This is a genomic window from Clostridium sp. 1001271st1 H5 (genome assembly GCF_005845215.1).
Lineage (GTDB): Bacteria > Bacillota > Clostridia > Lachnospirales > Lachnospiraceae > Enterocloster.
The window spans coordinates 388,537-401,704 of the sequence record NZ_SPHO01000002.1 but is presented as its reverse complement, the minus strand read 5'-3'; the positions used below and the strand labels follow the sequence as shown (position 1 = coordinate 401,704).

The window sequence follows — 13,168 nt, the reverse complement described above, 5'->3', positions numbered from 1 at the left end:
ACAAGGACTGAAGGTCCAAGAAAGAACTTTCAGCCCAGTTATTATCATAGAAGATCAGCTTTTACAGACTTTTCTTCACACACTCTTTATCGCATATTCACTTATGTTTCATACCATGAGCCGGACTAATAAAAGTCCGGCTCAGAGCAGTTTATACCATCATATTTAATTCACTGACTCATCAGATACCGTATTATCTGTACTGGTTTCTGAAGTGGTATCATCTGATTGCGGCTGAGCACCCGGCCCCAACTTCATGGTATCAACGGTTTGGGTTGTTGGATTTCCATCCCAGACACCATCTGCACCCACATGAAAACCATCTGGTGTATCATAATCCGTTCTCATATAGCCACCGATATCAAAGTAATACCACTTTCCATCCTGATCTTCTACCCATGTCGAAGCAGCATAATATCCATTTTTAAGGACATACTTCCAACCGCGTTCATTTTGCATCCAACCAGGGAGATATTTTTGTTTTGCACCACTAGCATTTACGTAGAATCCATCTGGTGTTATGGTATCAGACAACATATATCCTTCTCCATCCAGATAGTATAACTCATCATCTACATTTAACCAGCCATTGCTGACAAATGTCCCATCTGGTTTGCGATAACGGTATCTTCCATTTTCTCCTATTTCCCATCCTGAGACAGTCGTACCAGTATACGCACCAGCGTCAGATCCATCTATATTAATTAAATATTTTCTTACCTCAGGAGGCAAATCTGCTGAAGACACATTGCCCGGTAAGCTCACCACATCTATGTATCGCTCTTTAGTCGGCAACTTTCCATTATTTGTATAAAGAACAATCTGTAGTGTGGGCTGTGTACCCTCCGGAAGCAAAGGCTGATTTTCAGGAATAGCCCATAATCCATCTACATTGACTAAGTTGGGAACTTCCCCCCACGGTCTATGATACTCCATTGGATTAAAGGTATATGCATAATCATATCCCCTCTTTAAAATAACATTTCTCTCTGCAATAGAATTACCTCCAACCAAAATGGCAAAATAGTGACCATTACCGCAATCCACTGGTCTCCACTCGAAAAGATAGGCTCCACAGCTTTCCATGGTGGTTGTATCAATCCCTGTCGTTGTGTCGGCAAATGCCACTGTTGTATTCTGGATGCACAATGCCGCTGCAAGGCATATCATGGCTAGTTTTCTTTTAATCATTCGGTTGTTCCTCCTATTAAATTATAAAAAGAAAGCGTTGCGACTAGTTTAGTTTCCTAATCAGCCACAACGCTTCCCCCTTAATTATCTGTATTAACTAAATAATATTAGTTCTCAGCATAGATAGCAACAATCTTGCCATGTCCGCCTTCTTTGTTAATTACATAGTAGTAGTCATTGCCGTCTTTGTTCTTGGACTTGCTGTCAATAACCTTACCTGAAGTATTAACCAGATAGAAGTTCTTGAAATCCTTAGCAGCGGCTGTGCTACCCTTGGTGTAATCAATAATATACAGTTCTGCTAAATCTTCTGCCTTCTTATTTACACCAAACTGCTTTAACGCATCTGTCTTAGAAGTATTGCTATCAGATGCACTCATTCCTACAGCTGCAAGGAATGCCTGAACATCATCTAACTTCTTATATGTGGTAGTGCTTGCTGCATCAGCACCGGTTGCTGGGCTAGCCTGGACAACCTGGTACTTCTCGTCGGAACCAGCAGCTAACATCTTACCAGACTGATACATCTTGTCATCCTTCTCACCGGTCTTACCAGCACCCTTATGAGCGCCAGACTTCTCGAAGAAGAATGTGAACTTATCGCCATCAATAGTGATGCTGGTCTTGTTGGTTCTCATAGAACCATCATCGCCATCACCAAAGTAGTAGCATCTGTAACCATTATTTGAGTACCAGATGGAGCTTGTATTGAAGTCATCCTCGGTATCAAATGGATGAGCGGAATCATCATCTGCCTTAACATCTAAGCCATCGCCATTATCCTTGATGAACTTAAGGCCATCAACCATACGGCCGTCATTACGGAACGCATACTTTTTACCCTTGATGGTCTTGAATTCGCCAGCATACAGCTTACCACTTCCATCTGCATAGTACCAAGCATCTTCGTCATCATTGTACTTATCATAGTTCAGGTATTCAGCAGAAACAACCTTGAACCAGCCCTTGCTTACGCGGGCACCATTCTCAACATCCTGGAAGTATCTCCACTGCTGTGAGTACTTAGCAGGTACACTAACAGATGCAGAACTGCCTGCCTCACTGTGGCTTGCAAGTAAGTCGTCATTAACACCGTTAGTCTGGCTGTTGGATGCGCTCTTAACGTCTAAGGACCACTCTGCAGTCATTGCGCCGTTCTCATCGAACTCATACTTCTTACCATTGATGGTTTTGCTCTTCTGAACATCGCCACTTTCAGCCTTTACTTTCTTACCATTAGCCTTGAAGTAGAACCAACGTGTCTGATCCTCATCATCGTTGAATGCTGGAGCAACTTCATATGCCAGTGTGCTGTTTGTAACAGCATCATCATATGTGATATCCATCTGCAGCCAGCCAACAGTCATTGCACCATCGTCTTCGCCGCCGAAGTAGTAATCGCCTTCCTTAAATGCATCGCCGTCTGTATTATCAAGACGCTCTGCACTGTTCTCATCTACCCATCCGAAAAGCATCTTGCCTTCGTCATCAAAAGCATACTTCTTGCCATTGATTGTCTTCAGGGCTACCTTGGCATTATCGCCATTCTTTAAAGCCTTACCATTAGCCTGGAAATAGTACCAGTAATGGTCTGGCTCGTCATCCTGTCCTGCATCCTCGTTGTCAATGGCTACCCACTGGTTTGCTGCCATAACACCGTTGATGTCTACGTAATAGTAGTTGTCGCCATCCTCAATCAGCTGATCAATAGCCATCTCGCCATTGCTATCTAACCAATACCAGTTATTACCGGATTTTTTCCACTGATCAGTTGCTCTCTCGCCATCTCTGTTGTAATATACCCAAGTACCGTCTTCCTCAGCCCATCCTGTAGCTGCGAAAGAAGTCATGGATGCACCAATAGCGAGCAGTGCTGCTGTTGATAATACAGCAACTAACTTTGTCTGCTTTCTCATAATTAATGCACTCTCCTTTTTCTTTTTGAAATACTTTTTGAAATTCCTTTTTTGCATTACGAGTTGATTATACTTCGGATAAGGAAAATTATCAATAGTTTTTTTGCATTTTTTGCAAATTCTACTAAAATTATGTAATATCGACAACTCCCTCTAAAGTTAACCAGCTCCATCACACGCACTTAGTATATTATAAATTCCGCAAAAATACCATAACTTTTACCTGTGTATTTTCTTACATAATTATTACAGATGTGTTATGTACCCTAAGGATTGCATTTATATCTATACATGCATCTTCGTATCGCTGCCTATTTCGAACATTCTGTCATAATTTAATCATACTAAAATGTTTAAACAGGCAACGGGCATTAATGCTCTCAATTACTTATAAGCATAATGCCCGTTTAAAATTGATTCATCCAATTGACCTGCTAAACTTTAATCATAAAGTAATTAAAACTATTTCTCTAAAATAATTTTATATGCCTCAGCCATCCCTTTACTCTGAATCAGCTCATAAGACTCCTCCACCAGAGGAATCATATCGCTAAGATTGGCATGCCAATAATCATCTCTCTTCATTATCTCACTGACAGAGGCCTGCTTCATAAACCGTATGATTTCTTCTCCGTCATTCGCCTTATCTGTACGATAAAATGATATCAGTGCTGCCATGGAAAACGTAAGGGCCCTTGGATAATTTCCAAACTTTTCTTTATATTCTAAAATAGTAGGAAGGACTCTTACCTGGAACTTACTTACGGAATTCAGAGCTATACTCAGCAGCTGATGTTTAATAAATGGATTTGAAAAACGCTCCAGCACAGCTGTTCCAAATTTACGATTATCTTCTGTATCACCAATTGTAGGAATTATTTCTTCAAAAATACACTTTCTCAAGAATGCAGATACCATTTCATCCTTCATGCATTCACCGACAGTCTCAAGTCCATACAGATATGCGCCCAATACCATAGAGGTATGGCCTCCGTTCAGAATACGCACTTTCCTTTTTTTATATGGATGTACATCATCTGTCCAGACAATGTTATAGCCCGCTTTCTGGAATGGAAGTTCATCTTCATGGTGGCCGCCGATAACCCACAGATGAAATATCTCTGCCGTATCTATAAGTTTATCTTCATATCCAATCTGTTTCGTCAGTCCTTCAATCTCATCTCTAGGATAGCCTGTCACGATTCGATCTACCAATGTACTGCAAAAGTCATTCTCATTCTCAATCCAGTTTATAAAACCATCCTCAAGTTTCCACAAATCTGCATACTGAAGAACACACCTCTTCAAATTATCACCATTGTCATCAATCAGTTCACACGGAAGAAGTATAAGGCCCTGCAATCCAGCTTTGTACCTCCTATACAAAAATTGGGTGAGTTTAGCTGGATATGATTTTGGAGGCATATCAGTCAGCTTTTCCACTCCCAGATACTCGATTCCTGCCTCAGTGGTATTAGACACAAGAACACGTAAATCCGGATTCTCTGCTAATGCAATATATTCATTATACTCAACATATGGATTTAATGCTCTGGAAATAGAAGTTATATGAGTATGCTCGTTAACTACTTTCCCATTATCAATTCCCCGCAGGAACAGATTGTATTCACAGTTCTGGTCTGCCAGCATATCACACATTCCTTTTTCGATAGGTTGTACCACGACTATTTTGCCATCATATAAGCCTTTCTCCTGAAGCTTATGGAAAAAATAATCTACGAATCCACGTAAAAATCCACCTTCTCCAAATTGTATAACTGTTTCTTTTACTGCGTTGCTCATCTCTTTACCTCCACGTTTTGTAAGTGCTTACATTTTTGTGTGCAATTAACTTTACTTTATTACTTAGATTACTATACAACATAGCCCAGAATTTTGCAAGAGTACTACACACTTTTTTGTAAGTATTTACATTTTATTTTTTCTTCTCTTGTATTCAATCAGCTTATTCTTCTATTTTTATTTGCTACGAATACAATTCCTTTAAGCCATACAAATGTTTCTTATTGCACATTTTCATCACCCAAAGAAATCATTTGTAATTTATTTTGTAAATATCTTCCTAATATTATTGACTTTCTTACAAAAACATACTATTATATTAAATATAAAGTATATTTTTTCTTACAAAATTATGAATTAAAAGGAGAAGTACGTATGAGAAAGCACACAAAAGCACTTGCAACAATTATGGCAGCCGCTACATTAGCTATGGCATCTGCAGTAACCAGTTTAGCAAATACCGGATGGCTTAATGTACAAAGTAAATGGTTTTATTATGATGAGGCTGGCAATTCCATCCGTAATCAGTGGGTACAGGAGGACAATAATCTTTTCTGGCTCAAGGATAATGGAGAAATGGCAATCCAGTCATGGGTAAAATATGATGACAGCTGGTATTGGGTGAATGCGCAGGGAGCCATGGTTACTGACAGCTGGATACCGATTACGAATAACTGGTATTATGTTGGACAGGATGGAAAAATGCTGGCCAATACTTGGTTTGAGTATAATAATCGCTCCTATTATCTTACCGAAAGCGGAGCTGCTGCAAAAGGTTGGTTAGAAATTGACGGTAAGTGGTATTATTTTGACAGGACAAATGGAGATATGAAGAAATCCACCAGTATTGATGGTTACCGTCTTAACGATGATGGGGTTTATGTTCAGTAATCTTATGTAAATTATGTATTGGTATTATTAGGATTTACTTTTTATATAACATGGGGTTTGGGGTTAGAGGATTCCAAGAAGGGCTATTCACTTATAACAGCGAATAGCCCTTTTGTAATACATCGCACCGCCTTTACAACAAAAAACCGCCCGCCTCAACATGTCTCACACGTCTCAGCGCAACGGTCTTTCCATCTAAGTCATCCTCAGCTTTATCAACTGAATTCCAATGAACTCCGATTATATAAATCTATCAGCCCTGGTCCAAAATTACTTCAATGTAACCTTAGCGCCCTCAGCCTCTAATTTAGCCTTAACATCCTCAGCCTCTTCCTTGGAAGCGCCCTGCTTAACTACCTTAGGAGCTCCGTCAACTACGTCCTTAGCTTCCTTCAGGCCTAAGCCGGTAACTTCACGTACAACCTTGATAACCTTAACCTTGTTAGGACCAACCTCGGTCAGCTCTACGTCAAATTCAGTCTTCTCCTCAGCTGCTGCTGCGCCAGCGCCTGCTGCTGCAACTACAACACCTGCTGCTGCGGATACGCCAAACTCTTCCTCACATGCTTTTACTAATTCGTTCAGTTCTAATACAGATAATTCCTTGATAGCTTCGATAAACTCAGCGGTTGTTAACTTTGCCATTTTATGTTCCTCCTGTTTAATATTTAATAATAGTTGTTTTCAATATTGTCCGGCACCGATTGGCTGCCGGGCAGATAAGCCTTTTTCTGTCAACAAGATTATGCCTCTGCGGCTCCACCCTGCTGCTCTGCAATCTGATTGAGTACACGAGCCAGGTTGGTAATTGGTGACTGGATGCTTCCAAGCAGCTTGCCAAGAAGTTCGTCTCTGGAAGGAATGGTTGCGATAACCTGGGTTCCTGCCTGGTCATAGTAGGTTCCTTCAACTACACATGCTTTCAGTTCCAGCTTTGGAGCTGTCTTAGCGAAGTTAGCTAAGATGCGTGCCGGAGCAGTAGCATCTTCTTTAGAAACTGCTAATGCGGTAGGTCCTTCCAGCTGTGGTGCAAGTGCTGCAAAATCTGTTCCTTCTGCTGCACGCTTAATCAGGGTATTCTTGTATACCTTGTAAGCAACCCCAGCTTCCCTTAACTGCTTACGCAGCTGAGTATCCTGCTCTACTGTCAGACCGCGGTAGTCAACGATGACTGCACCGGCAGCGCCTTCCAGCATAGCCTTAATCTCATCTACGACTGGCTGTTTTAATTCAACTTTTGCCATGAATGGTTTACCTCCTTATATATTTTCGCATTGAAAACCGTCATAGCACGGGAACGATTCATAATCCAGAACTGCAGACAAGCTGCAAAGACCGGACAAAAAAACCTCTCCGCCGTAAAGACAGAGAGGTTCGCAAAATCTCATCATAAATAATCAGAGTTTTGTATGTTCCTCGGCAGGCGTTTTCGCCTTACACCTTACGGTACCTGCTGTCTCAGGGCATTCAATACTGTGGTATCATATCATATTGTATGAATGATGTCAAGCCCCATTCAGGTTTAAGCCTTCCGGCTTTTATCCTTCAAATGAACGGGGATTTGTGCTTATAGCACTATATTATTGCAATCAATTAGTTCACAAGCTTTGCAACATTCAGCTTAACGCCGGGACCCATGGTAGAGGTCAGGGCAACGCTCTTAAGGTATGCGCCCTTAACAGTGCTTGGCTTAGCCTTCATGATTGCATCAATAAGCGTCTGGAAGTTGTCCGCTAACTGCTCCTCTGTGAAAGAAGCTTTTCCTACTGGCACGTGAATAATGTTTGTCTTGTCGAGTCTGTATTCAATCTTACCAGCTTTGATATCGTTGATAGCCTTGGTAACATCCATGGTTACGGTTCCGGCCTTTGGGTTTGGCATTAAGCCCTTGGGTCCCAGTACACGGCCCAGACGGCCTACAACGCCCATCATGTCAGGGGTAGCTACTACAACGTCAAAATCCAGCCAGCCATCGTTCTGAATCCTCGGAATCAGTTCCTCTGCTCCTACGTAATCAGCACCTGCTGCCTGAGCCTCGTCGGCCTTTGGTCCCTTTGCAAATACTAAGATACGTACAGTCTTACCTGTTCCGTGAGGAAGAACAACAGCGCCACGAATCTGCTGGTCAGCATGACGTCCGTCACAGCCTGTTCTGATATGAAGCTCTACAGTCTCATCAAATTTTGCGGATGCATTTTTCTTCACTAATGTGATAGCATCAGCAATGTCATAAAGTGCAGCACGGTCTACGTTTTTCATAGCCTCTGCATATCTTTTACCTGATTTCATTCTAATAACCTCCTAGTGGTATTGACGGGGAATCTCCCTCCCACGTTCATATAACGGGTAAATGCCTTAGCAACCCGGAAACCTTGCTCGGGTGTCTCCGGATTCATGCACCAATTGTATTATTCCTTGGTATAATTCCCAGATATGATTCTTTGGAATTATTCCTCAATGGTAACGCCCATGCTTCTTGCAGTGCCGGCAATCATGCTCATGGCAGCCTCTAAGCTGGCAGCATTTAAATCTGGCATCTTAGTCTCTGCAATCTTCTGAAGGTCAGCCTTCTTAAGCACAGCTACCTTTGTCTTGTTAGGAACACCGGAACCGCTCTTAATGTTGCAGGCCTTCTTAATCAGAACGGCTGCTGGCGGGGTCTTGGTGATGAAGCTGAAGCTTCTGTCCGCATATACGGTAATAACAACAGGGATAATCATATCGCCCTGGTCTGCTGTCCTTGCGTTGAATTCCTTGGTAAACTGAACGATATTGACACCGTGCTGACCAAGTGCTGGTCCAACTGGTGGTGCTGGTGTTGCTTTGCCAGCTGGAATCTGTAATTTAATATATCCTGTTACTTTCTTTGCCATCTTAGGCACCTCCTAAAATTATGTGGTATTGTCGGGAATGTCCCTCCCACCAGCCCCTGCCCTGCAGAAGCTGATTCCTTGTGTTACAAACGGACGCCTACATCTTCTTGACTTCGGCAAATCCAAGTTCAACCGGTGTTTCACGGCCGAACATCTCAACGTGCATGGTTATGGTTTTCTTACTGTCGTTGATGGCCTTGATGGCCCCTACAGTATCCTTCCATGCACCGGAGATAACAACTACCATATCTCCTACTTCAAAGTCGACTAAGACATCTTCTTCTCTATGGAATCCCAGGCTGGCCATCTCTTCTTCTGTCAGAGGAACCGGTTTGGAGCCCGGACCCACAAAGCCCGTGACACCGCGGGTGTTCCGCACTACATACCATGTATCATCGTTCATGACCATGTTGATGAGCACATACCCCGGGAACATCTTCTTGTCCGCCTTTTTCTCCACGCCGTTCTTAAGCTCGACTACGGGGAGCATGGGGACGGACACCTCCAAAATCTGGTCCTGAAGGTTCCTGTTTTCAATTGTTTTCTCAATGTCGACCTTGACTTTGTTCTCATATCCTGAGTAGGTATGGACTACATACCAATGTGCTTCTGACATACAATCACCCTCGCCTTTAATTAAAGAATAAAGCTCAAACCAAACTTCATAACGAAGTCCAGGACAGCAATTATCACGCCAATGGCAATTGACATGAAAAGCACTGCCACGGTCTGTTTTGCCACGGTTTCCTTGTCAGCAAAGACGATTTTCTTGTACTCTTTCTTCAGCCCATGAAAAAAGCTAGGCTTTTTGTCCTTCTTAGCTGCCTTCTTCTCAACCTTGTCAGCCTTGGCCGTTTTCTCTGTGGTTTCTACAGCGTTAACTGTATTCTCTTCCATAATTTCACGTCCTTTACTGAGCAGGATTACTTTGTTTCCTTATGCATGGTATGCTTCTTGCAGAATCTGCAGTACTTCTTTGTTTCCATACGGTCCGGATGAGTTTTCTTGTCCTTAGTCATGTTGTAGTTGCGTTGTTTGCATTCTGTACATGCCAGTGTAATTTTTGTGCGCACGACTTCCACCTCCACTTATATTATCGTAGTTCACATTTGCCGCTCAGGTACTTAATTTTGAGCATAAAAAAAAGACCTAAGCTCTTCCATTCGCCCGTTTACTATACCATAGAAATATTGATACGTCAAGGGATTTTTGCGGATTTATGGGGGCCGGGACCTGTGCCGCGGTCTGTTGTCCGGGCCGTCTGCTGCGGTGTTAGGTCTGTATCCGGGGCTGTTATCCGGAGCCGGACCCGGTCAGACGCCCGGGTCCGCTTTTACTTAAAAATATTCTTTATCCATGGCCAATGAATATGGTCACAAAATACACGTTTTCTGCGCCGGCTTTTCTGAGAACCCGCGTACATGCCTCAACGGTACTCCCTGTGGTGTAGATATCGTCCACCAATATAATATTTTTTATACCGGGCGGCAGAGCAGATGCCGAAAATGCCTGCTCCAGGTTTTTTAACCGTCCGCTGGAATCCAAAGATTTCTGGGGAGCCGTCTTTCGTTCCCTTTTAAGGATGGCTGTATTGACCGGTATTCCCAGAGGGCCGGACAGCCGGACAGCTAATTCTTCCGCCTGATTGAATCCCCGTTCACGGCGGCGGGAGGGGTGGACCGGCACAGGGACAAGGACGTCCCCGTTCATGGATTGGATGCGTTTTCCCATTTTCCTGACCATTGCCTCACTGTAAAAATCCAGATATTCCCTTCTATTATTATACTTAATCCGGGCCATGGAACGGCTGGCCGTGTCATCGTAATTAATCAGGCTCAGCCCATAGTCAAAAGTGCGCTTATGCCGGGTACAGTCATAGCAGTATTCTATGGTCCCATCCGCCACTTCCTTTCCGCATTTTTTACAGACAGGACGGCGGACCCAGGACAGCTTTGCCATACAGCCGGGACATATGAGGCTTCCTTTGGGCAGAACGATATCGCCGCACACCGGACAGCGGCGGGGGAACAGGATGTCTGTCATTAATTCAGAGCTATAGCGGATTATGTTTGTCAGCATATTAACCGGATGCTTTGTCCCCGCATCCGCCGTTGTTTCTTCAGACAGCTTTTTCAGTATCTCCGTCACCTCCAAAATCCTCTTGCACTTTCCAATACTCCTGTACCTTCTCAGCCGGCCGAATCCGGCTGCGCGTATATCTCCCCAATCCTGCTCCTAAGCCCGGAATACCGCTTCTGCTCCACGCAGTTTGAGGCCATTGTATAAAATGCATCCGGCTGTCCCACCAGGCACACGCAGGCCCGGGCGCGGGTTACGGCCGTGTATATGAGATTGCGGGTCATAAGCATGCGGGGGCCGTTGTACATGGGAATGATGACTGCCGGGTATTCGCTTCCCTGGGACTTGTGAATCGTGATGGCATAGGCCAGTTCCAGTTCCTCCAGCTGCTTAAAGCTGTACTCAATCATCTTGCCTTCGTCAAACTCAACGGTAAGCATCTCCGCAAAATCATTGATTTCCCGGATGATTCCCACATCGCCGTTAAAGATGCCGGCTCCCTTGTCCACAGGAATACCGTATTTGTTGCGGACCTCCCATTCCATCTGGTAGTTATTCTTTATCTGCATTACCTTGTCGCCTACCCGGTAAATGGTCCCGCCTGCTTCCTTTTCCTTCTTTGACTTGTCCGGCGGATTCAGGTAATTCTGCATAATCTGGTTCAGGCGCTCCACGCCCAGGGCGCCTTTGCGCATGGGCGTCATGACCTGGATGTCAAAGGCATTGGCATGTACATAGTCCGGCAGTTTTTTCTGAATCAGGGTAATGGCCGCGTTTATGACTGCATCCGGATTGTCCCTGCGGATGAAGAGAAAGTCCTGGCTGCGCTTTGCCAGGTCAACCTGTTCTCCTGCATTGATTTTATGGGCATTGACCACAATGTCGCTCTGGGCGGCCTGGCGGAAGATGTGGGTCAGCTTCACCACATTGAAGCAGCCGGATTCAATGATATCCCGCAGCACATTTCCGGGGCCAACGCTGGGGAGCTGGTCCACATCCCCCACCAGGATGAGACGGGTGCCCACGTTCACTGCCCGCAGCAGGGAATGCATCAGGCTGATGTCCACCATGGACATCTCATCTATGATAATGACATCTGCATCCAGAGGATTTTCCTCATTTCTGTCAAAATGCATTCCCATGCTCTGGGCGCCCTTGCCTGACCTTGTGGCGCCGGGAATGACAGGCGCGTCATTGCCGGGCATTCCCACAGGCACCAGTTCCAGCATACGGTGGATGGTCCTGGCCTCATAGCCAGTTGCCTCTGTCATCCGTTTGGCTGCCCTGCCTGTGGGCGCTGCCAGGAGGATTTCCATGCCCTCCATCTCAAAATACCGGATAATGGTATTGATGGTGGTCGTCTTGCCGGTACCCGGGCCGCCGGTGATGACCAGCAGGCCGCTGTTTACCGCTTCATATACCGCCTTTTCCTGGAGTTCATCCAGGTGGATGGATTCCTGCTGCTGGATTTTAAGGAGATTGGCCTTGATTTCCGCCTGGGGGATGTCCCCCCTGATGTTCAGGTCATGGAGCATGCGGGCTGCATTGAGCTCCAGGTAATAGTAGTGGGAGGAGTAGACCAGGGCTCCCTGGTCAGACGGCTTCACCACCACCTTGCGGTCTATCTGCATGTCCATGAGATGCTTTTCCATGGCAGAGGGCTCCACCTTTAAAAGCTCTGATGCCTGTGCAAACAGTTCCGCCTGGGGCAGATAGGTGTGCCCCCCTGCAGTGGCCTGGAGAAGGGTGTACAGAATACCGGCCTTGATGCGGTAATCGGAATCCGTGAAAATGCCTACTCGCTCCGCAATTTCATCGGCCATCTTAAAGCCAACTCCCGGAATGTCGTCCGCCAGACGATAGGGGTTCTCGCGGATGATTCCGTACAGGGTGGGACCGTACTCCTGGTATATCTTGGCCGCCAGGTTCATGGTGATGCCGTAGTTCTGGAGGAACATCATGGCCTGGCGCATGTCCTTCTTATCCTCCACCTGCTCAGCTATGGCCATGGCCATCTTCTCGCTGATGCCCTTTACCTCGGACAGGCGCTCCGGCTCCTCCTCCATGACCCGAAAGGTGTCCGCCTTGAAATGACGCACGATTCTGGCAGCCAAAGCAGCCCCGATGCCTTTGATGGCGCCGGAGCCCAGGTAGCGTTCCATGGACAGCTCGTCCTGGGGTGTTTTCATCTCATAGCTTTCTATCTGGAGCTGTTCCCCATATACCGGGTGCTGGGTCATATGGCCGCTGGCCTCTATCATATCGCCCTCTGCGGCGTAGGCCAGATTGCCTACCATAATGACTTCTTCCCCGTCACTCTGGTCCGTGACGCTCATTACCGTATAACCGTTTTCTTCGTTGCGGAACTTAATCCGTTCTATAAATCCTGTTATTGTCGCCATCGTTTTATCAAAA

General features: G+C 45.1%; 13 protein-coding genes and 1 other annotated feature. Of the genes, 1 reads left to right on the top strand and 12 read right to left on the bottom strand.

What is annotated here, in order from left to right:
* Positions 1 to 165: 165 nt before the first annotated feature.
* The 3 genes from FGS84_RS05050 to FGS84_RS05040 all read right to left on the bottom strand — a co-directional run bounded on the left by FGS84_RS05050 (position 166) and on the right by FGS84_RS05040 (position 4,910).
* Positions 166 to 1,191 (bottom strand): choline-binding protein, encoded by a 1,026-nt coding sequence (locus tag FGS84_RS05050; RefSeq protein ID WP_138306581.1) that lies wholly within the window; start codon positions 1,189 to 1,191, stop codon positions 166 to 168.
* Positions 1,192 to 1,298: 107 nt separating this feature from the next.
* A complete protein-coding gene (locus tag FGS84_RS05045; RefSeq protein ID WP_138306580.1) occupies positions 1,299 to 3,107 on the bottom strand; it encodes an argininosuccinate lyase in 1,809 nt (602 codons plus the stop codon).
* A 462-nt stretch (positions 3,108 to 3,569) separates the two neighbouring features.
* Entirely contained in the window at positions 3,570 to 4,910 is a 1,341-nt protein-coding gene (locus FGS84_RS05040) for a tagaturonate reductase (protein WP_138306579.1), read from the bottom strand.
* A 375-nt stretch (positions 4,911 to 5,285) separates the two neighbouring features.
* On the opposite strand from FGS84_RS05040, the gene FGS84_RS05035 reads away from it, so the two are divergent.
* Positions 5,286 to 5,801, top strand: coding sequence for a hypothetical protein (locus FGS84_RS05035; RefSeq protein ID WP_138306578.1), 516 nt, complete (start codon positions 5,286 to 5,288; stop codon positions 5,799 to 5,801).
* A gap of 270 nt (positions 5,802 to 6,071) precedes the next feature.
* Here FGS84_RS05035 and rplL read toward each other — a convergent pair whose 3' ends face one another.
* The 9 genes from rplL to FGS84_RS04990 all read right to left on the bottom strand — a co-directional run bounded on the left by rplL (position 6,072) and on the right by FGS84_RS04990 (position 13,155).
* Positions 6,072 to 6,446: a 50S ribosomal protein L7/L12 gene (gene rplL, locus FGS84_RS05030; protein ID WP_002566640.1), complete on the bottom strand. Its 375-nt coding sequence runs from the start codon at positions 6,444 to 6,446 to the stop codon at positions 6,072 to 6,074.
* Positions 6,447 to 6,544: 98 nt separating this feature from the next.
* A complete protein-coding gene (gene rplJ, locus FGS84_RS05025; RefSeq protein WP_138306577.1) occupies positions 6,545 to 7,045 on the bottom strand; it encodes a 50S ribosomal protein L10 in 501 nt (166 codons plus the stop codon).
* Between the two features lie 89 nt (positions 7,046 to 7,134).
* Positions 7,135 to 7,282, bottom strand: a sequence feature (ribosomal protein L10 leader region).
* Between the two features lie 112 nt (positions 7,283 to 7,394).
* On the bottom strand, positions 7,395 to 8,090 hold the full coding sequence (rplA, locus tag FGS84_RS05020) for a 50S ribosomal protein L1 (protein WP_002566638.1): 696 nt from the start codon (positions 8,088 to 8,090) through the stop codon (positions 7,395 to 7,397).
* 158 nt (positions 8,091 to 8,248) lie between these two features.
* A complete protein-coding gene (gene rplK, locus FGS84_RS05015) occupies positions 8,249 to 8,674 on the bottom strand; it encodes a 50S ribosomal protein L11 (RefSeq protein ID WP_002587303.1) in 426 nt (141 codons plus the stop codon).
* 97 nt (positions 8,675 to 8,771) lie between these two features.
* On the bottom strand, positions 8,772 to 9,290 hold the full coding sequence (gene nusG, locus FGS84_RS05010; protein WP_002566636.1) for a transcription termination/antitermination protein NusG: 519 nt from the start codon (positions 9,288 to 9,290) through the stop codon (positions 8,772 to 8,774).
* Positions 9,291 to 9,310: 20 nt separating this feature from the next.
* Positions 9,311 to 9,571 carry a preprotein translocase subunit SecE gene (gene secE / locus FGS84_RS05005; RefSeq protein WP_138306576.1) on the bottom strand — a complete coding sequence of 87 codons (261 nt, stop codon included), beginning with the start codon at positions 9,569 to 9,571 and terminating at the stop codon, positions 9,311 to 9,313.
* A gap of 26 nt (positions 9,572 to 9,597) precedes the next feature.
* Positions 9,598 to 9,747, bottom strand: a complete 150-nt coding sequence (rpmG, locus tag FGS84_RS05000; RefSeq protein ID WP_007038517.1) for a 50S ribosomal protein L33 — start codon at positions 9,745 to 9,747, stop codon at positions 9,598 to 9,600.
* Positions 9,748 to 10,024: 277 nt separating this feature from the next.
* Complete coding sequence (locus FGS84_RS04995) at positions 10,025 to 10,753, bottom strand: ComF family protein (protein ID WP_138306595.1); 729 nt, start codon at positions 10,751 to 10,753, stop codon at positions 10,025 to 10,027.
* Between the two features lie 110 nt (positions 10,754 to 10,863).
* On the bottom strand, positions 10,864 to 13,155 hold the full coding sequence (locus FGS84_RS04990; RefSeq protein WP_138306575.1) for an AAA family ATPase: 2,292 nt from the start codon (positions 13,153 to 13,155) through the stop codon (positions 10,864 to 10,866).
* Positions 13,156 to 13,168: the final 13 nt, after the last annotated feature.

Excerpts from the sequence above, each read along its gene's own strand:
- FGS84_RS05050 (WP_138306581.1), bottom strand. The coding sequence starts at position 1,191 with ATGATTAAAAGAAAACTAGCCATGATATGCCTTGCAGCGGCATTGTGC.
- FGS84_RS05045 (WP_138306580.1), bottom strand. The coding sequence starts at position 3,107 with ATGAGAAAGCAGACAAAGTTAGTTGCTGTATTATCAACAGCAGCACTG.
- FGS84_RS05040 (WP_138306579.1), bottom strand. The coding sequence starts at position 4,910 with ATGAGCAACGCAGTAAAAGAAACAGTTATACAATTTGGAGAAGGTGGA.
- FGS84_RS05035 (WP_138306578.1), top strand. The coding sequence starts at position 5,286 with ATGAGAAAGCACACAAAAGCACTTGCAACAATTATGGCAGCCGCTACA.
- rplL (WP_002566640.1), bottom strand. The coding sequence starts at position 6,446 with ATGGCAAAGTTAACAACCGCTGAGTTTATCGAAGCTATCAAGGAATTA.
- rplJ (WP_138306577.1), bottom strand. The coding sequence starts at position 7,045 with ATGGCAAAAGTTGAATTAAAACAGCCAGTCGTAGATGAGATTAAGGCT.
- rplA (WP_002566638.1), bottom strand. The coding sequence starts at position 8,090 with ATGAAATCAGGTAAAAGATATGCAGAGGCTATGAAAAACGTAGACCGT.
- rplK (WP_002587303.1), bottom strand. The coding sequence starts at position 8,674 with ATGGCAAAGAAAGTAACAGGATATATTAAATTACAGATTCCAGCTGGC.
- nusG (WP_002566636.1), bottom strand. The coding sequence starts at position 9,290 with ATGTCAGAAGCACATTGGTATGTAGTCCATACCTACTCAGGATATGAG.
- secE (WP_138306576.1), bottom strand. The coding sequence starts at position 9,571 with ATGGAAGAGAATACAGTTAACGCTGTAGAAACCACAGAGAAAACGGCC.
- FGS84_RS04995 (WP_138306595.1), bottom strand. The coding sequence starts at position 10,753 with ATGCTGACAAACATAATCCGCTATAGCTCTGAATTAATGACAGACATC.
- FGS84_RS04990 (WP_138306575.1), bottom strand. The coding sequence starts at position 13,155 with ATGGCGACAATAACAGGATTTATAGAACGGATTAAGTTCCGCAACGAA.